General features: G+C 63.5%; 17 protein-coding genes and 3 pseudogenes. 8 read left to right on the top strand and 12 right to left on the bottom strand.

Annotated elements, in window-relative coordinates; all coding sequences use genetic code 11:
* From VIF40_RS11870 to VIF40_RS11835, 8 genes are all read right to left on the bottom strand, one after another.
* The coding region (locus VIF40_RS11870; RefSeq protein ID WP_331937718.1) for a hypothetical protein at positions 1-203 on the bottom strand (203 nt) is incomplete at its 3' end.
* 116 nt (positions 204-319) lie between these two features.
* Entirely contained in the window at positions 320-1,474 is a 1,155-nt protein-coding gene (locus VIF40_RS11865; protein ID WP_331937717.1) for an SRPBCC domain-containing protein, read from the bottom strand.
* Positions 1,471-3,183: an MFS transporter gene (locus tag VIF40_RS11860; RefSeq protein WP_331937716.1), complete on the bottom strand. Its 1,713-nt coding sequence runs from the start codon at positions 3,181-3,183 to the stop codon at positions 1,471-1,473. The genes VIF40_RS11865 and VIF40_RS11860 overlap by 4 nt, the downstream gene beginning before the upstream one ends.
* 67 nt (positions 3,184-3,250) lie before the next feature.
* Positions 3,251-3,607 (bottom strand): metalloregulator ArsR/SmtB family transcription factor, encoded by a 357-nt coding sequence (locus tag VIF40_RS11855; protein WP_331937715.1) that lies wholly within the window; start codon positions 3,605-3,607, stop codon positions 3,251-3,253.
* 187 nt (positions 3,608-3,794) lie between these two features.
* Complete coding sequence (locus VIF40_RS11850; RefSeq protein ID WP_331937714.1) at positions 3,795-5,180, bottom strand: hypothetical protein; 1,386 nt, start codon at positions 5,178-5,180, stop codon at positions 3,795-3,797.
* Positions 5,181-5,184: 4 nt separating this feature from the next.
* Positions 5,185-7,863 (bottom strand): DEAD/DEAH box helicase, encoded by a 2,679-nt coding sequence (locus VIF40_RS11845; protein WP_331937713.1) that lies wholly within the window; start codon positions 7,861-7,863, stop codon positions 5,185-5,187.
* Positions 7,864-8,030: 167 nt separating this feature from the next.
* A complete protein-coding gene (locus tag VIF40_RS11840) occupies positions 8,031-8,105 on the bottom strand; it encodes a helix-turn-helix domain-containing protein (RefSeq protein ID WP_331937719.1) in 75 nt (24 codons plus the stop codon).
* Positions 8,102-8,968 carry an RHE_PE00001 family protein gene (locus VIF40_RS11835; protein ID WP_331937712.1) on the bottom strand — a complete coding sequence of 289 codons (867 nt, stop codon included), beginning with the start codon at positions 8,966-8,968 and terminating at the stop codon, positions 8,102-8,104. The genes VIF40_RS11840 and VIF40_RS11835 overlap by 4 nt, the downstream gene beginning before the upstream one ends.
* 502 nt (positions 8,969-9,470) lie before the next feature.
* Here VIF40_RS11835 and VIF40_RS11830 point away from each other — a divergent pair.
* Positions 9,471-9,806, top strand: a complete 336-nt coding sequence (locus VIF40_RS11830) for a type II toxin-antitoxin system RelE/ParE family toxin (protein WP_331937711.1) — start codon at positions 9,471-9,473, stop codon at positions 9,804-9,806.
* Complete coding sequence (locus tag VIF40_RS11825; protein ID WP_331937710.1) at positions 9,803-10,081, top strand: helix-turn-helix domain-containing protein; 279 nt, start codon at positions 9,803-9,805, stop codon at positions 10,079-10,081. The genes VIF40_RS11830 and VIF40_RS11825 overlap by 4 nt, the downstream gene beginning before the upstream one ends.
* 418 nt (positions 10,082-10,499) lie before the next feature.
* Here VIF40_RS11825 and VIF40_RS11820 read toward each other — a convergent pair whose 3' ends face one another.
* The 3 genes and pseudogenes from VIF40_RS11820 to VIF40_RS11810 all read right to left on the bottom strand — a co-directional run bounded on the left by VIF40_RS11820 (position 10,500) and on the right by VIF40_RS11810 (position 12,608).
* Positions 10,500-11,132, bottom strand: coding sequence for a plasmid pRiA4b ORF-3 family protein (locus VIF40_RS11820; protein ID WP_331937709.1), 633 nt, complete (start codon positions 11,130-11,132; stop codon positions 10,500-10,502).
* Between the two features lie 110 nt (positions 11,133-11,242).
* Positions 11,243-11,839, bottom strand: a pseudogene (locus VIF40_RS11815) (DUF6880 family protein).
* Entirely contained in the window at positions 11,799-12,608 is an 810-nt protein-coding gene (locus tag VIF40_RS11810) for a DUF6880 family protein (RefSeq protein WP_331937708.1), read from the bottom strand. Before VIF40_RS11810 ends, VIF40_RS11815 begins: the two are co-directional and overlap by 41 nt.
* A 232-nt stretch (positions 12,609-12,840) precedes the next feature.
* Between VIF40_RS11810 and VIF40_RS11805 the strand changes: the two are divergent.
* From VIF40_RS11805 to repC, 4 genes and pseudogenes are all read left to right on the top strand, one after another.
* A pseudogene (locus VIF40_RS11805) lies at positions 12,841-14,018 on the top strand (Fic family protein).
* A 457-nt stretch (positions 14,019-14,475) separates the two neighbouring features.
* Complete coding sequence (gene repA / locus VIF40_RS11800) at positions 14,476-15,687, top strand: plasmid partitioning protein RepA (RefSeq protein ID WP_331937707.1); 1,212 nt, start codon at positions 14,476-14,478, stop codon at positions 15,685-15,687.
* Complete coding sequence (gene repB / locus VIF40_RS11795; protein ID WP_196406731.1) at positions 15,684-16,757, top strand: plasmid partitioning protein RepB; 1,074 nt, start codon at positions 15,684-15,686, stop codon at positions 16,755-16,757. The genes repA and repB overlap by 4 nt, the downstream gene beginning before the upstream one ends.
* Before the next feature lie 191 nt (positions 16,758-16,948).
* Positions 16,949-18,283: a plasmid replication protein RepC gene (gene repC, locus VIF40_RS11790; RefSeq protein ID WP_331937706.1), complete on the top strand. Its 1,335-nt coding sequence runs from the start codon at positions 16,949-16,951 to the stop codon at positions 18,281-18,283.
* A gap of 63 nt (positions 18,284-18,346) precedes the next feature.
* On the opposite strand, the pseudogene VIF40_RS11785 reads toward repC, so the two are convergent.
* A pseudogene (locus VIF40_RS11785) lies at positions 18,347-19,497 on the bottom strand (tyrosine-type recombinase/integrase).
* A gap of 503 nt (positions 19,498-20,000) precedes the next feature.
* On the opposite strand from VIF40_RS11785, the gene VIF40_RS11780 reads away from it, so the two are divergent.
* A complete protein-coding gene (locus VIF40_RS11780) occupies positions 20,001-20,948 on the top strand; it encodes a DUF1403 family protein (protein ID WP_331937705.1) in 948 nt (315 codons plus the stop codon).
* Positions 20,949-20,995: 47 nt separating this feature from the next.
* The coding region (gene scpB / locus VIF40_RS11775; protein ID WP_331937704.1) for an SMC-Scp complex subunit ScpB at positions 20,996-21,413 on the top strand (418 nt) is incomplete at its 3' end.

Here is a 21,413-nt window from a genome sequence, read left to right as displayed (position 1 = left end):
ATCTCTTGTCTCGCAAGGCCGAGATAATTTCCCTCGTGCTCATCGCCGTTCCCATGCTCAATCAATGATGAGCCGACAGCATAGAGCCTCAAAATCCGCGCCAGTAGAGGAAGCCAGTGGCGGCTGCTACATAAGACCGGGAATAAGGCCCCGTCGACGGTTTTCAGCGCCGGCGCTTCACTGGATGGTTTTGTCACCGCCATGCACACACTCTTCTATCTCGCGCTGGCCAAGGCGGTTTGCGATCTGAAGCACGCCGGTTTCGCCGGCGTTTGCTGTTCCCGGAATCGCGACGCGCGGCAGAAGGAGAGGCAGACTCTCAGCTCTCCCCGCGTTTCAGGCGCGCCAGATACTCCTCGCGCGTCATGGACCTCGATCCTGCCTCCTCGCGCCGAACCCGATCCCGGGCCGGGAGGGCGTCACGGATGACGTCCAGATTCTTCCAGGGCGCCATCTCGTCCCCGCGCGGCTCGCCCGGCACGAAGGGGGATGTTTCCGCGCGCTGATAGCGATGCACATAGCGCGAGCAGTTCACGAAGGCCTCATAGACCTTCACCACCAGCAGAAGCTCCGCGCCGGGAAAGGCTGCAAGCTCCGCCTCGTCGCGCACGAGGCGCGCGGCTCCGTGGATACGCAGTCGGTGCGGCTGCTCGAAATCGATGAACAGCAGTCCGACCTTCGCATTGGCGGCGACATTGCCCGCGGAGAGATACATGCCGTTGCCGTCATAGCTCGGCAAGACGAGGGTCTGGTCGTCGAGCACGCGCACGAAGCCCGGCGCCCCGCCCTTGTAGGAGCAGGTCGGAAAGCCACGATGGTCGACAGTGGCGAGGAACACCATGTCCCGCCCGGCAATGAAGGCCTTGTGCTCGGTCGTCAGCGTGCTCGTCACCATCATCTTGCGCAGGGTGTTGGCCAGCGGCCGGCTGTCGAAGGCGTCCTGCAGCAAGCGGTGCGACTCGCCATAAAGCTCGGCGATCGCCCCGAGCGACGGGCGAAATTCGGGCTCGTCCGGCGGCGGAACGAGCGACCAGACGAGCCGGTCGAGGCAGATCGTCCACAATATGCGGTGCGTCGCAGCCGCTTCCTCCCCCCGGATCTCGCCGTGGGTGAGGGTCAACTCGCAAGCGTCGGCGCCCAGTGGGCGCAGATCGACGTCGACCCGCGTCGGCGGCCCGCACAGGCCGGCCGCGGCGCCCTCATATTCCCAGCTCAAGGCGATCCGCCGCTCCGGCGCGACGTCGATGTAACGGCCGCAGAGGCGATAGCGCGTTCCATCCGGATCGAGGCCCTCCAGCCGGTAGGCGCCGCCCGGATGCGGGTCGATGACCGCCTCCCGCAGCGCCCCGGCCCCCGGAATCAGCCAGCGGACCAGCCATTTCGGGTCCGTCCAGGCGGTGAATATCAGTCTCGCCGGCGCATTGATGCGGCGGACCAGGACGAGCGAGACCGGACGACCCGCGGCGCCGGTCATGTCACGCGCTCCAACGTCACGCGGTCCAGGGCGCGGCCGCGCGTCTCGGGCAGGAACAGTCCTCCGACCACGAGGGCGACCAGCAGGACGCCGACGGCGTACCACAGGCCCGCATAGAGATCGCCGGTGGCGGTGAAGGCGGCGAATGAGATCGCCGGGAGGAAGCCGCCGAACCAGCCGCCGATATTGTAGGACATCGCGAAGGCCGTGGTGCGGATGCGGGTCGGGAACATCTCCACCATCCAGGCCGAGAGCGGTGCGGACGCCATTGCGACGAAGAGGCTGAGGGCGGCCATGAGCGTGATCAGCATCGACACATTGGTCAACTCCGGCGCGGCGCGGGCAGGATATCCCGCATCGGCCAAGGCGGCGGCGAGGGCGCCGTCGAAGGCCTTGGCCTGCTGCGTGAAGATCGCCCGGTCGAGCCCGACGCCCTCGAAGGCGGGAACCACCGCGGCGCCGATCTCCACCTCAGCGACGCGGCCCGGCGACGCGGCGCGATTGGCGTAGGGCACGCCGAGCTTGGCGACGGCGCGCCGGGCGATGTCGCAGGGGCTGCGGAACTCGGCGAGGCCGAACGGATCGAACTGGGGGCTGCACGTCGCCGGATCGGCCGCCACCGTCACCGGATGCGTGGTCATCGCCGCCACAAGGCGCGGGTGCGCATAGTGGGTGACGCCGAGGAACACCGGATAGGCGGCGAGCGCCGTGCCGATGAAGCCGGCGAGCACCACCGGCTTGCGGCCGATTCTGTCCGACAGCCAGCCCGCCAGGATCATCGCGGCGATGAAGACCACGCTGTAGCCGAGGATGGTGTAGTGCAGCAGGAAGGGATCGATCTTCAGGTTCAAGGCCAGGAGGTAGATCGGATAGGAGCCGGTCGCGATCGCGACCGACTGGCCGGCGGCGGCGCCGAACAGGACGAGCAGCGCCACCCGCAGATGGTCCCAGCGGCCGAACGCCTCGCGCAGCGGCGTCCGCGAGCCGCCGCCCGACCGCTTCATGGCCAGGAACACCGGAGATTCCTGCAGGCGCAGCCGGATATAGACCGAGACCAGCATGAGCACCGCGGAGAGCAGGAATGGAATGCGCCAGCCCCAGGCCTCGAACGCCGTCTTGCCGAGCGCCAGCTCGCAGGCGAGCACGACCAGGATCGCCAGAGCCAGGCCACTCGCCGCGGTGACGGCGATCGCGCTGGTGGCGAAGCCGCGCCGGTGGGCGGGGGCATATTCGGCGATATAGGTCACCGCGCCGCCGAACTCGCCGCCATAGGCGAGGCCCTGCAGGATGCGCAGCGCCATGAACAGCAGCGGCGAGGCGATCCCTATGGTCGCGTAGCTCGGCAGCAGGCCGATGAGCACGGTCGACAAGCCCATGATCAGGATGGTGAGCAGAAAGGTGAATTTGCGCCCGGCCCGATCGCCGAGGGGGCCGAACACCAGCCCGCCGAATGGGCGGGCGACATAGGTCACGGCGGCGGACAGCAAGGTGAAGATATAGGCATAGGCGGGGTCGAGCCCGGAGAAGAACTCGGCGGCGACGATCGCGGCCATCGGCCCGTAGAGCACGAGGTCATAAGCTTCGAAGACGGCTCCGAGAGAGGAGGCCACCACCACCCGGCGCAGGCTTCCAGGGTCGGCCGCCTGGTCGGCGGCGGGCGCGGGCACGGACGTTGTAGCCCGTTCGCTCGAGAGGGCATTCTGAGTCAAGCGCTTCCTCCATCTTGTTTCTACCGGTTAGCGCCGGACTCTAACGGCCCGTGTCCTCCGCCTTCATCTAAGCGACCACGGCGTCCAGGGCGTCGAGCCGCTCGGTCCAGAAGCGTTCATGCGCATCGAGCCAGTTCCGGGCGGCGTCGAGCCCCCGGCGGTCGAGGCTGCACATCTGATGACGGCCCTGCTTGCGTCGGATGACGAGACCCGCCTGTTCCAGAACCTTCATGTGGTTGGAGACAGCGACGAAGGAGATCGGAAACGAGGGAACGATTTCTCCAATGCTGCGCTCCTGTTCCGTCAGCATACGCAGGATCGCCCTTCGATGCGGGTCGGCCAGCGCGTGAAAGACCGAGTCGAGCGTCGCCTCAGAACATTTAATCATCGCATTAAATATCGACGCCCGCGCGTCGGTTGTCAAGACGGAGTGCAGACATCGAGGGCCCCGCCTCTGCGGAACGGGACCGCGACGGCCGAGGCAATTTCTTGCAGCGAGGCCTCATTGAGCTTTGCAAATTCTTCCTCGACCAATCGACAACCGGATGCGTGCGCTTAAAGGCAATGCGACAGCGATCCAAGCGATTGGGCGCGGCGAGGATTGCTCCACATCAGACGCGATTTTTTTTCGCCCTCGCGCTGATCCATTTCGCCGCGCGCGTGCGGCCTGCAGGCGCTCTCCCGCGGCGGCGAATGGGGGGCTCGTTTTGCTCGACCGCGGGGACGGCGGCGGAAGCCGGTTTCGTCGACTTGGCATTTCGTGCGACCGTCGTCGCTTTGAGCGCGTTCTCTTCGCCCGCCGGCGCGACAGGCTTCGCGCCGGCGCCGGCGCCGAACGGCTTTTTCGTCGCAGCGGGCTCGGCGATCGGCGCTCCTGCCTGCGGCGGCTTCTTGCTCTGCCGCCTCGCGGATTTTTCGATTCTTGTTCGCGCCTTCGCTTCGGCCTGCGTCGGTGTCGCGGGCGACTTCGCAGCCGAGGTATCGAGCCGTGCCGATCGGCGTTTCGTCAAGGAAGCCGCCGCTTTTACCGGGGCTGGCTCGGCAGTCCGCACGGGCGCGGCGCTCCGACGGCGCGCGGATTTGGCCTCGTGAGTCTCTGAGACTTGCGCTTTCGAGACTTGTGCTTTCGAGGCGACCGGCTTCTCCCGAACCGCCTTCGGCGTCTCGTCGCGCACGGCCGCCTTGCCGCCCGATGCTTTGGCCGTCTTTGCCAGCTTCGGCTCGGATTTCATCCGCTCGGCCTGCTTCCGCGCTTCCCGGGGCTGCGCCGCCGCCTGAGTGGGCTCCGGCGACATCTCGATCCCGAACAGCGCCGCGACCTCATCCGCCGCGAGGATGCGTTCGCCGAGCGCGCTGGTGCGCGGCGTCGTCGCGCCGGCGTCGACGCTCGAGATCAGATCGGCGCTGTCGACGCCGCGCAGGGCGAACAAGAGCTCGGGCGCAGTGTCCAGCCGCGCCCCGACGCCATAGAGCGACGCCGCGACATGCTTGCACATGTTCGCCCCGTCGGGGCAGGAGCACGACATTTTGATTTCACGGGGAGCGGGAAAGAGGCCGTCGCCATCCCGGCAAACGCGCTCCATGACATTTTTCGAGATCTTGCCCTTCAGCAATTCGACGAGCGAGGCGATGGAGCCGGCGCTGTCGCGGCAGATGGCTCGCCAGCGCTCCGGCGTCGTCGGCGTGACGGCGATCCCGACCTCGTAGATTTCGGAGCCGCTGACGAGAGCGGCGATCTTTCCTCGGGCAATTTGCAGATCGACCACGGAACCGTTGCGCACATAGGTGCGTCCGCGCGGCAGGCGGCTCTCGAAATCGGCATAGCGCTCGAGATTGTCGCACCAGGCCTTGCCCCAGAAGCTCTGCGCGATCTTGCGGCCTTCGAGCGCGACGGGCGTGATCACGCGCCCCTTCTTCTTCAGCTTCGCGACCTCCTTCGCCGCCTGGGCGCGGCGCTGGGCGACGGGGACATAGGCGGGATAGCTCCAAAAGGCCATGGGCTCATGCTTCCTTCATCGCCGCGTCGAGATCCAGCCTGACCAGCGCCAGCAGGTCCCGATCCTTCATCCCTGCGAGGTCGAGCTCCTGCCCGCCGCCGAGGAACTCCTGCGCCAATTGCCGCTTGGACTCGATCAGCGCGTCGATTCGCTCTTCTATCGTGCCACGGCAGACGAATTTGTGCACGAGGACGTTGCGCTTCTGGCCGATGCGAAAGGCGCGATCGGTCGCCTGATTCTCGACCGCCGGGTTCCACCAGCGATCGAAATGCGCGACATGCGAAGCGGCGGTCAGATTGAGTCCAGAGCCTCCGGCCTTCAGCGACAGGACGAAGAAGGGAATTGTCTCGTCCTCCTGGAATTTCGTGACGAGATCCTTGCGCTTGCCGACTGCGGTCCCGCCGTGGAGCACGAGGCCGGGACGCCCGAAAGCCCCGCAGAGCAGGCGCTCCAGTGGGGGGATGATCTCCTTGAACTGGGTGAACACCAGCAGCTTCTCCTGGCGGCTGGCGACGGTGTCGGCGATCTCGGCGAGGCGCGCGAATTTCCCGCTATGCTCGGGGTCATAGGCGCCGTCGGACAGCCATTGCGAGGGATGATTGCAGATTTGCTTGAGCCGCATCAGCATGGCCAGAACGAGGCCGCGCCGGGCGATATCGTCCTCGGACTCCTGGAGGCGTCTCTCGAGCTCCGCGACCGCCCCTTCGTAGAGAACCGCCTGCTTCTTGCTCAACGCGCAATAGGCCGCGACTTCCGTCTTGTCCGGAAGATCGGCGATGACGCTTCTGTCGGTCTTGAGGCGGCGCAGAATATAGGGCGCCGCCAGCTTCTTCAGCGGGGCGTAGGAGGGCGGCTCCCGCGACGACAGCCGTTTGACGAAATCCGCGAAGGCCTTGGACGTTCCGAGCAGGCCAGGGTTGATGAAGTCGAAGATCGACCAGAGATCGCGAAGATTATTCTCGATCGGCGTGCCGGTGAGCGCGATGCGGGCCGCGCCGTGCAGCGCTTTGACGGCGCGCGTCTGTCGGGCGCCGGGGTTTTTAATCGCCTGCGCCTCGTCGAGCACGACGAGACGCCAATTCGTTGCGGTGAAAGCGCCGATGCGCAGCACAGCGCCGTAGCTGGTCACGACGAGGTCGGCGTCGGAAAAGCTGCCCGATGTCGCCGCTTTCAATTCGGCGGCCGGCATGAAGGCCGGATGGGCCACGCGCACCCGCAGGCTCGGCGCGAAGCGCGCCGCCTCCGCGGCCCAATTGGCGAGCAGCGACGCCGGCGCGACCAGAATGCTCGGCCCGTCGTCCGGCGCCTGCTGTTTCAGCGTGAGAACAAGCGCGAGGAGCTGAATGGTCTTGCCGAGGCCCATGTCGTCGGCGAGGCAGGCGCCGAGACGCAAGCGGGTCAGAAAGGCCAGCCATTGCACGCCGGTCTTTTGATAGGGACGCAGCTCGGCCTTCAAAGCCGCGCCCGGATCGGCGTCGGCGGCGGCCTGCGGATCGCGGCAGGCGCGCAGCGTTTCGGCCAGCCAGGGTCCCGTGTCGATATGGCCCCATTTCGTATCGATCGGACCACCGGCTCCGACGCCGATATCGGCGCCGGCGATGAGGCGCATCGCTTGCGCGAAGGGGAGGCCCTCTTTATCGGCGAGCGTCTCGACCGCCGCGAAACGATCGAGCGTCGCCTTCAGGCGCTCGCGATCGATTTCGACCCATTTGCCGCGCAGCAGAGCGAGACCCTCGGTCGCCTCGAGCAGGCTCTGGATTTCATCACGCGTGAGCGCCTCGCCGTCGAGACTGACGCGCATGTCGAAATCGAGCAGCTGCTCGGCGCCGACCATGGACGGCGCAACGGATCTTATCGTCGCTTCGACCTTGGGACGGCTCGGACGATTCATGCGCCAATTCGCCGGCATGCGCACGATCACGCCCGAGGCCTCCATTGTCTCGACGCTCTCGAGGAAGCGCATCGCGTCCTTCGGAGTCCAGCGCAGGGGGTGAAAGATTTCGTCGGCGTCGACGATCTCTTTCAACCAGTCCAGGCGCTCGGCCGCATGGCTGACCGGCTCCAGCAAATCGAGCAGCCTGCGCTTGTCGTCGGCGAAGTCGCGCAGCGCCTGCGCCAGCGGCGCATGGCGCAAAGCTCCGTGCTCGGCGAGCGAGGATGCATAGGTCGCCATGAAGGCGAACGGAAAATCGGGGTCGCGCCGGTTTTCGGCGAGATTGAGATGCACGCGCCCGACCAGCCGCCAGCGACGGTCCGCGCCCGCCATGAAATCACGCAGCGACGCGCCGCTCGCCGAGAGCTCGACGCGGAGCGCCTCCGCCATCCCGCCCCATAGCGCCTCCAGAACCTCGACGCGCAGATATTCGCCTCCGGGCATGGGCGGCGCGGCGTCGACCAATTCGCGCAGCGCGCTACGGGACGGCGGCTCCTTCGTCGCGGTGTCGGCCGTCGCACAGAGTTTCGTCGCGAAGCCGATCGCGAAGCCGCGCCAGAACATCCAGCCCGGAGAAAGAATCGTTCCCGCCTCGGCGAGCCCCAGATGCAGCAGGCCATGGCCGGCGCCGCGCGCAAAATACGCCTCGAGGCGAGCCGCGATCTCGTCGTCGATCGGCGCATCGCCCTCCCGACTGTCGAGGCGCAAGGCGCCATGCGGCGTCAGGACGGGCGTGAGGGCGACAGGCATGATCGACGCGCGGCTTTCGATGGAGAGACGCGCGAGACTATCGGGAAATCACAGCAGACGCGCAATACCCACTTCAAACCGCGCGCGCGTTCGACATCCCCCTATTCTCGAGGCTCGCCAGCAAGGTGATCTCGCCAGCGGCGCGAGCGACCAATGCGCTCCATCTCTCATATGACAGCCCACGCCCTGTATCGCCTTCGTCCAGTCAACTCGCGAAGGTTCGACGAGAGTTCGTCGATCATCGTGGTCGCTGCTTGCTGCGACATTGGAGTTCTCTGGCGACGAAAGGGACGGTGACGACCGGCGAAGCCAGACACAGGTCGACGAGCCGCGGCAGCCTCGAATTCGTTCTACAATCTTTGCATTTTCGGAGAAGGAGCTCGCGCGCGAGCGTCAATCTGTCGAGTTCCTTCAAGTCCGCCTTCGCCATGAACTCGACCGCCTGCGCGAAGACTATCAGCCGGGATTCGAAATCACTGTTCCGACTCCTTCGATATTTGGCGTGACGAAATCCCGCATGCAACGCTGATAGGTGATGCCGCGTTTTCCCCCGGCGCCGCAGCAAGGCCGCGACGAACAAGAACCCGAGCCATGGGCTGTGCTGAAAGGGCTCGATCTCTTCCCAGGCGTCGAGCGCAATGCCTGCAGCCATCAAGGGCGGAAGATTGCTTGTCTGGCTGAGATGCTCGCGCCACTCGGCGAGGCGGGCCTCCTCGTCCCAATCCTCATCGTAAACCAAACCAGAGTCGTCCCGTTTGCTCGGGGCCGGCTCGATGCGCTCCGTCAAACGCGATGTTCGCGCCAGCAATTGGTCGATCTCGTCGCATTCCCCCGTTGAGGATCGCTCCCCGTTCTCGATCTCATCCTCCGCCGCGTCTTCGCCCTCGATGGCGCCCGAGCCGTCCGCTGTCGCCTCCAGCGGAATGCCGTGCGGTCGCGACACGCCCCGCAGACTGGCGAGGCCCTCGATCGTCAGCGCCCATCCCGGTTCGCGATCGGCGATGCGATGGCGCGAGAGCAGAACGGCATGAGCCCGGACGAGCTGGTGCGTCGGAGTATGCGCGTCCGTCCCAGCGTCATGAAGCACGAGGTCTTCGAGCTGCACGAATTCGCCTGAGCGCCACAAGGCGGCGCAGGCGTCGTGGAAATGCGCGCGAAGAACGAATTGAACCGCACCGGGATTGGATCAAAGGCGCTCGTCGACGCACGCGAGGGCGTCGACGAGCTCTCGAAGGGCGCTTGCAGGCGCTCGAATGAAACCGAGCCGTGAAGATCTAAAGCCATTTTAATTCCATGCGAATCAAGATAATTAGCAAGTTATATTGCTTTTAGCTTGAGTGATAGGAGATGCGTTTTTCTCTTTCGCCGCTTGGCTCGAAATGCGTCGCCAGGGCAGCCGAAAGCGAGCCTCGGAACGGCTCTAAAGGCGAGCTTTCGGCGCGCAAATCGACGAATAGGCCTGTTTTTCAGGCCTTTTTCCTGTTTGGCCCTGGGTGGCGGCAGCGAACTTCGGCTTTCGGCTGCATTTTCAAACGGTGAATTCAATCCCGCTTCAGCTCTCGATCCTGGCTAATTGACAAATACAACCCAATGGGTTACTAGGCTTAATGCAAACTGTGGCGGAAACCCCGACATTCACGCGGCAAGCGGAGAAGCTTTTCGACGAGAATGAAAAGGCCGAACTCATCTCCTTCCTCGCTGACAATCCGCTCAGCGGCGACGTGATTCCTGACACGGGTGGAGTGCGTAAAGTCAGATTTGCAGCTTCTGGAAGAGGCAAACGTGGCGGCGCTCGGGTAGTCTACTATTTTCTCGATGACTCGACCCCGCTTTACGCACTGCTGGTCTACCAGAAGAACGAAAAGGTCGATTTGACGCCCGAGGAAAAGCGGGGCGCCGCGGCGCTCGTGGATGCGATCAAGGCTGCAAGGAAGAAGAGATGACCGCGTTTGGAGAAGACCTGATCCAGTCTCTTGGCGAAGCCCTGGCACATGTGAAGGGCGAAGGGCCAGCTGTCGTTCACGCCCCCGTAAATCCGCGCGAGGTCCGCAAATATGCGGGGCTTACACAGGCGGAGATGGCTCCCCTCATGGGGATGAGCCTATCCGGTTATCGCAAATGGGAGCAGGGTCAGCGTGCGGTCAGCGGCCCAGCCGCCATGTTGCTGCGCGTGATCGCACGGGAGCCGGAAGCCGTCAAAAGGGCGCTTGTGGCATGACGCGCGCGAATTCTCGGCGGCGCTTTTGTTGCTTTGTCCGTGTTCAAAGCGCCCTAGTTGTCGCGCGGATTTTGATGTCCGATAATTTGAGGGTGGAATAGGCTTTTTCGAGATCCACCGGGCTCAGCCGTTATGCTGGCGAGGAGAGGAAGGCTTCGAATTCGCCGGCACAGCTGGTAACACCGTGAGCTCGGCGGGATGGACGCGCCGCCGATGGTCGGCAACAACAGCCGAAGCGAGTGAAACAAAAGCTCCCCACTGGACCGCTACGGCGGTCCCCTCCCCGTTCCAATCCGCTCGTCGCTTCAGCGTCTCGACCGACGAGTGCCGTCACACGACGGTCTTTTCTCAATGGCTCGGCGCTATCAATTCCTGAAAGCGCGGGTTGCCAACTCGCGAGTGCGGGCCAGTTTAAAAATCACTTCGCTTTTTCTTTCCGCGGTTTCGGCTGATGAAGGCGACGTTTCACGCCGGGCCGCAGCGCGCTCCGCACGTCCTTGTCGACGATCGCGAGATCGAACCACTCCGGGTCGAAATGCCCGCCGCACCAGGTCAGGGTCTCGCGATATTCCGGGTGCTTACGGTCAGAAATGATCCCGAGGAAATTCTCATAGCCGTATCTCCCGCCGACATCCTCCGGCGGGCGGGCCCGAGCGCCAGCGACGCATGTTGCGTGCTTTGGTGAAACCGGCAGCGTGAGCTTGTCTTCGATCTCGACGGTGTGATCCCAACAGTCTCCAAAGTCGTAACGATAGCCGAAGGCAATTCGGTCTTCGCCGGAAAAGTCCGCCAGCCGCACTTCGCGCTCATCGAACACTCGGGGATCCATATCCGACCAGACGTCGTCTTCGATTTCCAAGTCGCCGTAGCGCAACCCGCCGATCCGAAACTCATGGAGATGGTAGTTCCACCAATTGAAGGCGGCCTGCATCGCGAGATGCAATTGGTGAAGGTTCCAAGAAAGCGGAACAATGAGGCGTCGCCAAATCGGCGGCGAGACGCCGGCGATTTCAATTCGAACCTGAGCCGCGTTCAATTCTTCGAAGGGCATGACGAACCCGATCTCGCTGTCGATCGACTCTTACATCGCGCAATGCACGCGCTCCAATGGCCTGCTTCGATACCGCCTTTTGGCCACACGACCAACCGCTCGAGAGGCGCTCAGGCCGTGTTGGACCAGAAAGAAGTCTTCTTGCCGTGCTTGCTGCGCATCCGCGCCACGAAGGCTTGGTGGGTCTCGTGCTTTCCGAAGTCGCCGAAATTTGTGGCCAACCCGGCGCATTCCAGCAAATGGCGCGCGGCGTGCTTGTAGCGGCTGGTTCGACTTTGATCGAGCGCAAATTCGATCATGGCGCGCAACGCCAGCGTCGCCGCCAATGGGTGTTTCCCGGCCAGGGCTTCGGCGACCGGCGTCAAAATTTCATAGCGATCTCCGTCGAGATCCTGAGAGCGCTGTAGGACGAGCTTCGTCGCCCGATCGAGGGCCGGCCATGACGCCAGAAATCACAGCGCCTGTTGGAAATTGGCGTGGCTTTCGACGATGTCGAGCGCTCTTGTTTCCGCCTCGATATCATCGAAGTCGGGAAGGCGTTTCAAATGCTCGCGCAAATGCCCCTCTGACAGAAATCGCTCGAAGCATGACCAACACGCTGCTTGCGCGTCTTCGCTTCGACCCAGCGCCTCGAGCGCGGCGATGCGCGCGTCTTCCCATTCGAACTCAGGGCGGTCGGCGTGCCCGCGCTCCGCTGCGTCTACTATCTCTGCAGCGCTTCGTCGGCGCCCCGGCAGCGGTGAGCCGTCGGGAAATTTCCGCCGCGATCTTCGGAAACTTCGTCGCTCGCTTGTCATATTGCGCGACGAAGGCGTCGACGTCGCCCTGCGCGTCGGCAATGTCGCTCAGTGCAAACCGAATGACGCTGGCCCGATGGCGGTTCTGGATCTCGTCTTCGAAGATAGGACCACTCGCCGAGCAGCCGATTTTGCGCCTCTCGTGATCCTCGATCCTTTTTATCGGCTCCTTGGACAGCGAGATGAGACGCTGCTTCAAATGCGCGAGACCGGCGCCGCCGAGCGAACCGCTCAACGTGGCGATGAGATGGTCGTATTGTCCATTGTCGTTGGCGAGCAGCGCCGGATAGGTGCGGTCCGCCAACTCCATTGCGTCACAACGCGCGGTCTCGGCCAAGCGAGCGAGATCCTTTGCGCCTCGGCGGAAAATCCCGACGATCGTTCCGCTACTGTCGTCGCAGCGCGCGAACACCGAAGCGGCGAGACCCGTGAAGCTCCACATAAGATCGAGCGCTTCTTTCGGATCGGCCGGTTCGACGTGATCGACGATTGCGCGTCGCTGCGTATCGAGGTCATTGACGAGCGCGCGGCGCTTCTGCCAATCGATGAAAGCGCTGGACCGAGAAATCCCGGCGAGGCGCTTGCGAATTTCTCGTGCGGCGTCGGACGGACCGCGGGCACCGGCGAGCGCGAGTCGCAAGCGACGCTTTACCGCGGCATCGCCACTGCTGATTTCCATCAACAATTCGGCGAGCCGCTCCGCGCCGACGCTCGGAGGTTTTGGGCGGTGAGTGTGTTTTTCGGCGCCATAACGGAGATTATAGCCGAATTGAATTTCGGGAGGCGTCGCAACTGTGACCTGGACGGCGCGGGTGGGACGCCCGCTAAATTGAGCCGTCTTAAAGCCTCAGGTCGACCATTTAAGGCGATGCCGGGGTGCTCAAATAAGAAGCCTGGATCATACTGCGCCCATGAGCGGTCAGAATTCCCGTAGGTTCCGGCTTGGGCGCTACGGAGAAGCGACTGTCGGCGGCGAAGTCGTGCGCGCCTTCGTTCCCCCTCCCCTGCCGCCGAGCCGGGACATCGATCTCCTGCCCCTTCTCGGTCGCGTCAGCGCCGCGGAGCGAGCGCTCGGCCGGCTCGATGGCGCAGCCGTCCTGCTGCGGCGACAGGAGCTTTTTCTCTACATGTATGTCCGCAAGGAAGTCGTGCTCTCCTCGCAAATAGAGGGCGCGCAGTCGACTCTCGCCGATCTCCTTCGGTTCGAGACGGAGGCGTCGTCGGGCCAACCGATCAACGACATCCGGGAAGTCTCGAATTATGTCGACGCGATGATGTACGGGCTCGAAGGGCTCGAAGAGTTCCCGCTCTCGCTTCGACGCATTCGTGAACTCCACGCACGCCTCCTGCAGAGCGGTCGTGGTGAGACGAAAGACCCCGGCGAATTTCGGCGCTCGCAGAATTGGATCGGCGGCACGCGGCCCGGCAACGCGCTGTTCGTGCCCCCGCCCCCCAGTGAGCTCGGCGGCTGTCTCGACGCTTTCGAGCGCTTCATTCATGAAACCGGATCGCAATTGCCGCCGCTGATCAAAGCCGGGCTGCTTCACGTCCAGTTCGAGACCATTCATCCGTTTCTCGACGGGAATGGTCATGTGGGGCGCCTTCTGGTCACGCTGTTCCTTTGCGCCAATGGCGTGCTGCGGACTCCCCTCCTCTATCTCAGCCTTTATCTGAAAACGCATCGCGCGGACTATTATCGTCTTTTGCAAGAGGTCCGCGAGAATGGCGCTTGGGAGAGCTGGCTCGAATTTTTTCTGGAGGGCGTTGCCGAAACGGCGAATCAGGCCTTCGAAGCAGCCGTGCGGATCGCGGGTCTTTTCACGCGCGATCGGGAGCGGATAGCAGCCGAAAGCGATCGGACGGGGTCCTCGCTTCGCATTCACGACTTGCTTCAGCTGCATCCATTCGTCACCGCGAACGATCTCGTCGCGCGTACCGGGTTGAGCGCGCCGACCGTCAATGCGGCGCTGGCCGATCTCGAGCGCCTGGGCATCGTCGCGGAGATTATGGGCCGTCGGCGTGGCGCGATTTCAGCTATCGCGCTTATGTGGATATTTTCAGCGAAGGAACGGCTCCGCTGAGAGGGTGATCTCCGTTTCTCGCGGCATGAACGTGCCGCGTTAAGCGGCTGCTTGCCCGACTCTCTCCCCCGTGTGCTTAGTTGGCGAGGTCACGTGGGGCGGTCCAGTAGGGTTGTCAACGCCCGGCTCGGAGGTGCGTCGGCTTGGCTACATCTGGGCTAGGGTGTCGTACGTGGGCCGGCTGGCCCCGAGTTAGCCGCGGCTAACTCGGGATCGCTGAAGAAAGAAGTTAGCCGCGGCTAACGATCCCAGCCGTCAGGCCGGCACCCTAATGTGATGTTTGGGATTTGCGCCAACGAATTATTGCGTCAATCGAGCTCACATGATTCGTTCAGCTCTTAACGTTTCGTTAGCAGAAAAAACGTTGCGCCTCCGCTCAGAATCGGCGCTAATGCCTCAAGACGCGCTCGAAGCGCGAAACTTTGAAAAACTCCGCAGCTTTGATTTTGTGAGATCCCTCCAGACATGGCACGCAAACCCGCCATTTCCGCTTCGAAGGCGACAGAGCTTCGGACGCTGATTCAGCGGCACGCGAATAATCTGTCTCAGCAGTTGCAGGCACATCAACGCAACAATTTTCCTCCGTCCGCAGAAAAATCCATCCGCCTATTTTCGCCTGCGGAAGCGGCGAAGCTTATTGGCATCCACGAAGGATATCTCCGGCAGGTCGCGGCTGAAGGACGCGGGGTGGCTTCGACGGTCACGAACGGTCGACGGTCCTACTCGGTTGAGGACATTCAGAATATTCGTCGTATTCTCGACCAGAGCGCCCGAGGTGATCGTCGCTATCTGCCCCATCGCGTCGATGGCGAGCATTTGCAGATTATCACTGTCATGAATTTCAAAGGTGGGTCGGGGAAGACGACGACATCGGCGCATTTGGCGCAATATCTCGCTCTGCACGGGTATCGCGTTCTCGCCATTGATCTCGATCCTCAGGCAAGCCTGTCTGCACTTTTCGGCTCGCAGCCCGAACTCGATGTAGGATCCAATGAAACTTTGTACGGCGCGATTCGGTACGACGAGCATCGTCGTTCCATCAGCGAGATCGTCAGAGGAACCTATATTCCCAATCTGCATTTGATCCCCGCCCATCTAGAGCTGATGGAGTTCGAGCACGAAACGCCGAGAGCGCTGATGCAGCGTGCACCCGGAGATTTGATGTTTTTTGGACGTATCGCTCAGGCGATTGCTGAGGCGCAAAACCTCTATGACATCGTCGTCATCGATTGCCCTCCGCAACTCGGCTATTTGACCCTCTCTGCGTTGAGCGCCGCCACCGCCGTTCTGATCACGGTGCATCCGCAAATGCTCGACGTGTTGTCGATGGCGCAGTTCTTGACGATGACGGGAGACCTCTTGGAGGTCGTAGCCGATGCGGGGGGGACCACGAATTACGACTGGATGAATTACCTCGTCACGAGATTCGAGCCGAGCGACGGCCCTCAAAATCAGATGGTCGCTTTCCTGCGGTCGATCTTCGGGGAACACGTGCTCATACATCCCATGCTGAAAAGCACGGCGATCTCGGACGCGTCGATCACAAACCAGACGCTGTATGAAGTGGAGCGCCAGCAGTTCACCCGATCGACATACGATCGCGCGGTCGAATCCATGAACCAAGTCAACGGAGAGATCGAGAGTTTAATCCGAAGAGCCTGGGGGAGGACAGCATGAGCCGAAAAGCGCTCTTCGCGAATTTGCAACTCGGCTCGGCGCCCGCCTCCGACGGTAAAGTCACGGCCGCGACCGATGATCTCCGAGTCAACGAAAAGTCAGACGCGGATCCCGTGGTAAGGGCGGCAACGCACAAGACACGACCCATTCTCGGCTCCTCGGCACTTATAAAGTCTGCTGCGGCTCCTGTCGGCGCGCTCGGGCAGTCTCTCAGCGAGTTCAAAGCACAATCCGAGCGCGCGCTCGCTATCGAGCGGCAGCTTGCCGAGGGGCAGGTCGTTGTCGACCTCGATCCGACGCTGATCGATCCTTCCTTCGTCGAGGATCGCATGGCGACGAGCCGGGAGGCGCATGCACGACTGGTCGAAGCTATTCGAGATCATGGGCAGCAGGTGCCGATTCTTGTGCGCCCGCATCCGAGCGTGAGCGGGCGTTTTCAGGTCGCCTATGGCCATCGGAGGCTTCGCGCTGCGCTCGATCTGCAGCGCACAGTGCGCGCCGTCGTCAAGTCTCTCTCCGATGATGAACTCGTCATTGCGCAAGGTCAGGAAAACAACGAGCGGCAAGATTTGTCGTTCATAGAGAAGGCGCGTTTCGCGCGCAGCTTGGAACAGAGAGGCTTCAAGCGGGACACGATCATGACCGCGCTGTCCGTCTACAAGAGCGATTTGTCCAACATGCTCTCGGTTATTTCGAGAGTTCCCGAGAATGTCATCCATGCGATTGGTCCGTCCCTCGGAATCGGGCGGCGCGGGTGGATCGATCTCGCCGAGCGTTTTTCGGATCCCGCAGTCGCGAAATCGGTCAAAGCATTGATTGCGTCGCCGGACTTCCTCGCTCTCGAAAGCGATCAGCGGTTTCGACGTGTTCATGCCTTGGTGAGACCGAGCGTCGCGGAGCGGCCTCGTCTCCAAAATTGGACGACCGCGGAAGGCGCAAAACTCGCCAAGATTGTGCAGGACGCCGAAAAAATTTCGGTGACGATCGATCGTCGCGTCGCCCCTGAATTTGGTGACTTCGTCCTCGAGCGATTGCAGGCGCTCTACGAGGAGTTCAAATCCCGTCGATGACGGGGAGAGTCATGTGTGACGTCGAGCGTATTACGCAGGAGACATCGACAAAAGAAAAAGGCCCCCGAAACGTCGCCCCGGAAGCCCTTCTCGTAGTTCGCACCTAGAGAATCACACTTCCGCGAATCGCTGTCAAGAGTCGGCGCCGTTTCGGCGAGCGGATTTCTTTTGCCTGAACGAGGCAAAGGATCATGCAGACACGTCCAACGACGCCCTTTGGGCGGCGGCCGCTGTCGCTCGCCATGGTGGCGAGCCAGACCGCGACCGAAAATTTCGCCGCCAAGCCGGGCGCATCTGAAACCGTCGTCCATAAATGGCGGCTGTTTCGCGCGCTCACCGAAGCCAAGGAGCCGCTCGGCGTTGCCGACCGAGCGCTATCGGTGCTGCACGCGCTGCTCTCCTTCCATCAGGAAACGGCGCTGACTTTGCCGGCGAGCGACTCCAAGGCGGGCGAAGCTGATTCATCCGGCCCTGGCATCGTCGTCTTCCCCTCGAACAAGGAACTCTCGATCCGCGCCCATGGCATGGCGCCGGCGACGCTGCGCCGGCATTTGGCTTGTCTCGTCGACGCCGGGCTGATCATTCGGCGCGACTCTCCGAACGGCAAGCGCTTCGCCAGGAGAGGGCAGGGGGGCGCGATCGAGGACGCCTTCGGTTTCGACCTCACGCCGCTCATTGCGCGCGCCGAGGAGATCGAGAACCTCGCCGAGGAGGTCCGCGCCGAAAACCGCGCGACGGCGCTGCTGCGCGAAAAAATCACGCTGACGCGCCGGGACATCGCCAAGATGATCGCCACCGGCCTGGAGGAGGGGGTTCCAGGCGACTGGGAAGGTTTTCATTTGCGCTACGCAACGCTCTCCGGGCGCTACGCACGCAATTTGTTGCGTTCCGATATGGAGGCTTTGGCGAGCGAACTTGTCGCCGTTGCCGCCGAAATCCGCAAGCTCCTGGAAACTCATGTAAAAGCCCAAAATATGAGCGCCAATGAGTCCCAAAGTGAGCGCCACATACAGAATCAAACTACAAATATTTTTGATCTTGAACCTAGCCTTCAAGAAGGCAGGGGCGAACCGTCCGGGCTCGACGACCAAAAGCCCGGGGCTCCATCGAGGACAGACACCGAGATATTGGGACCGGAGGGCCACAAGCCTGAGCAAAAGCCCGGGGCTGTGCGGACCTATCCGCTGGGGATGGTGCTGGAGGCCTGTCCCGATATCCTCGACTTCGCCTCTGGCGGGATTTCGTCGTGGCGCGACCTCGCGACAACCGCCGCGGTGGTGCGAAAGGCGATCGGCGTGTCGCCGGACGCCTGGGCGCAAGCGCTCGAAGTTTTGGGCGAGCACGATACGTCGATCGTCATCGCCGCGATCCTGCAGCGCGGCGAGGAAATCAAATCCGCCGGCGGCTATTTGCGGGTTTTGACCGCGAAAGCGAGGGCAGGGGAGTTTTCGCTCGGACCCGTGCTGATGGCCCTTTTGCGCGGCAAAGCGGGGAAGGCGTCGCGCGAACGCAAGCGGGCGGGGTGATGGAAACGCGTCCAAATCTCGAAAGCCGCTGCGGTCCAACTGGCGCCGGCCGTTTTACGACGCTCACAACCCCGCGGCCTTGGTGAGATTGACCCGAAACCGATCGCGCTTCCTCTGGTAGCGGCGGGTCATCTCGGCGCTGGCGTGGCCCAGATGCTTTTGCACATGGGCTTCCTCGATTTGCGCCGACGAGGCGAGGCCGGCGCGCAGCGAATGGCCGCCAAAGGCGCGCTTGCGTTCGCCCTCGGATAGATCGCCACGGATTCCCGCCTTCATCGCGGTCTTCTGCACCAGGCGGGCGACGTGCTTGTCGGTCAGCCGCTCCGAGGAGACGCCGCCGTTCTTGCGCGCGATTGGTCGGAACAGGGGGCCATGATTGACGCGGCCGAGCCGCATCCAGGTCTCCAGCAGGATGACCGGGCAGGTGTCGGGGCGAGAGCCGCGACCGATCTCGACCTCGCGCCAGCCGGTTTTGCCGTTGATGGTCAGCAGCAGGCCGCCTTCGCTTGCTGCGGCAGAATCGGGAGCGTCGTCCTCCTTCTCCTTGCGCGGCGGCTTGGCGCGGGAATTCATGCTGGCGGTCGACGCCTCGGCGCCAGTAAAAATATCGATCCAGCCGGTCCCGTCCTCGGATTGGTTCGGGCCGCGGTCGAGACCGACGATTTCCGAGCGGCGCAGGCCGCCGGCGAAGCCGATCGCCAAGATCGCCTTGTCGCGCAGGCCCCTCAAATCGTTGTCGAGCGTGGGGCCAGCATCGCGCGCAGGTCGTCGGCGAAGATCGCTTCTTTTTGGACGGGCGGTCGGCCATGGGCGCGTCGAATGCCGGCGAGCACGGTCGAGATGTGCCGATCGCTCGCGTCCAGCGGTTCGCCGAGCTGGCGATAGCGCCAGCAAATCCCCGAGAGGCGCCGCTCGAGCGTCGCGACGGAAATGGGCTCCTTTCCGCGCCCGCCGTCGACGCAGGCGGCGAGATACAGGCCTACGGTTTGGGGGTTCGGGGGCAGCGGATCGAACCCCTGGCGGCGCAGCCAGGAGGAGAATTGTCGCCAATCGGCGTCGTAGGCGCGCTGGGTGTTCTCCGAACGCGCGTTGCGGGCGTAATCGCGCGCCTTTTCGCCGAGCGCCGCGAGATGCGGCGCGCCGTTCCGCTCCGCGACGGGCGCGCCGATTTCGACTCCGTCATCCGACGTTGAAGAGGCTTTCGCTTCCGTCATGGGCCCTCGACAGTTTCAATCATTCCGGTTCAGCCAGTCTCGCCATTGCGCTCGGCGGATCTCACGACCGCGCGCCAAATTTCGGCGCTTCGCTTCGAGACCGCGGTCGCCAAAGCTCGACGCGGCCTGGTTTCCGAAGCGAACGAGTCCGGTCATTCAAGCGGAGTCCTGGCCGGAAAAACCCGACGCCTGGAAAGGCCGGCCACCGATCAAACGCGAAATTTTTCCCGAATTTTGGGACGTTCCGAATCATGTCCGATAAGCCATCATTATCGGACATAGATTTAGGAAGACAAGCGCGGCGGATATGGCGTTGAACCAGGTGACAAAGCGCCGCCTTGGGTTATGCTAAAGCCATGGTCCGATTCGCTCCCGCTGACGTCTTCGACGACGAAGCTCCAGGCGCCGATCCGCTCGGGCAGGCGCCCGTCGTCGCGCCCACGCGGCGGTCGCGCCGGCTTGCCGCGCCGAGTTCTTTGCCGACTAACCCACTGTTCGAGCAAATGTTTCCGCAGTGGGCGCGACTGCCGACGCCACCCGCTGTCGGCGTCGACGCGAGCTCTGACGCGGCGTTCTGCGCCGGCGCCGGTCTCGCCTTGCTGGATCAAATCTTGCGCGAAAATCCGCCGTTCGCCGGCGCGCTGCGCCAGCGCCTGGCCTTGCGCGCCGCGACCGCCTGCGCCGGTCTGTCGCGTCATCGCGAGGATTCTTCCGCGCTGCGCGACGCCGAACATCTTTCGCCCAACGCCGACGCGGACGCGCCCACCAGCCCGGCTGGCCGCATCCATCGGCTGTGGCGCCTGTTCGAGTGCCGCCCAACGCCGCTCGAGGACTCGATCTTGCGAAACGCCGCCGATTTTTTGGACCTCCCGGCCGACATAGGCTTCGAGGGGGTCGCCGCCGCCTTGCGGGACATCGTCGCCGGCGCCGAAACTCCGCTGGCGGCGGCCGCGGGCGCGAGCGCCGCGGCGATGGAGCTGTTTCGCGACGCGCAGGCCGTCGACGCCGAGATTTTGGCGCTGTGGCTCGCCGATCTCGCGCTGGCGCGACGCCTTGGTTGGGACGCGCCGGTTCCGCTGCTCGCCACGACGATTGCCCGTCCGTCGCTGCGCCGCGGCCCAAGCGGCAAGCGCCCACGCCCGAGCGATGCGGATTGGGTCCACGCCGCGGCCGGCGCTTACGCGATGGCCGCAGGGGAGGCCTGCGCTCTCGCCGGTGAGTTGGCGCGGGCTGGCGAAAAGCTTCTCGCGGCCCAATCCAAATTGCGCGCCAAGGGTGCCGGGCGGGTCATCGAATTGTTGCTCTCGGACGACGCCCTGTCTCCCGCGCGCGCCGCGAAGGCCGCGCGGCTATCCGATCGCGCCGCCCGCCGCTTGTTCGATCGGCTGGTCGAGCTCGGCGCCGTGCGCGAACTCTCCGGCCGGTCGAATTTTCGGCTGTATGGGCTATAGCGTTTTCGCGAAGAAAACGCGTCAAGAAAGGAATGTGAGGCTTGGCGATGAGCCGTCCCAAAAAGCGCGAACAGGACGCGCTGTTTGATCCCGATCTCGCCGAGTTTCCGGAGGGCGCGCGCTGGCGCGAATGGATGGGTCGGGTCGAGGCGGCGATCTTCGCCGCGCGCGATCCCATGCCCCGCGAAGCGCTGGCGAAACTCGTCGGACAGAGTTGCAAACTCGACGATCTTATCGCCGACATTGTCGACGAACTTCGCGCGCGGCCCTATGAACTCGTCTTCGTCGCCGGCGGCTGGCAATTTCGAACGCGGCCGCGTTTCGCGGGCGCGATCCGAGCGGCGAGTTCGGGCGATCTTCGCGAGGCTGGCGCTCCCGAGCTGACGCCGACCGAACTTCTGGCGGTGACGGCGATCGCCTATCTGCAACCGGCGACCCGCGCGGAAATCTCGCGGCTCGCCGGCA

Source organism: Methylosinus sp., from assembly GCF_036560965.1.
Classification (GTDB): domain Bacteria; phylum Pseudomonadota; class Alphaproteobacteria; order Rhizobiales; family Beijerinckiaceae; genus Methylosinus.
Note: the sequence above shows the minus strand (reverse complement) of the source record. Positions and strands in the feature narration are given on the sequence as shown.